This is a genomic window from Priestia sp. VA7 (genome assembly GCF_055710015.1).
In genome coordinates this window covers 1-388 of record NZ_JBVQPN010000049.1, presented here as the reverse complement: position 1 = coordinate 388, position 388 = coordinate 1, and the positions used below count along the sequence as shown (strand labels likewise).

The window sequence follows — 388 nt, the reverse complement described above, 5'->3', positions numbered from 1 at the left end:
CCTACAGCTTGTGCTATTTCATATACCATTAAATCTGGTTCTTGTTGCATCAATTGAATTGCCTGATTAATCCGATATTGATTAATGTAATCACTTAAAGGCATCTGAAGATGCTTTTTGATATTTTGATAGATATAACTCTCACTATACCCTAAGTCATGAGCTAGGCGGCTCGTGCTGATCTTGTCTTGAAAATGAGCATGTACCCACTCCAAAATATCTTTGACTACTTCAGGAATCTGATCAGTCATCTGGGGTAAGGGAATATAGACGCAAGCATCTGTTTTTTGATTAGACCCCTTTTGCTTTTCTATTTTAGCAATAATGGTTTGAAGACATTCCCAAAGAGCTGCTTTTTCAATCGGTTTTGTTAAAAATTCAAGTACAC

1 protein-coding gene is annotated in these 388 nt (G+C 36.1%); it reads right to left on the bottom strand.

The window, feature by feature from the left end:
* Positions 1 to 388: helix-turn-helix domain-containing protein (locus tag AC0C45_RS30095; RefSeq protein ID WP_472929333.1), on the bottom strand; the 388-nt coding region annotated here is incomplete at both ends.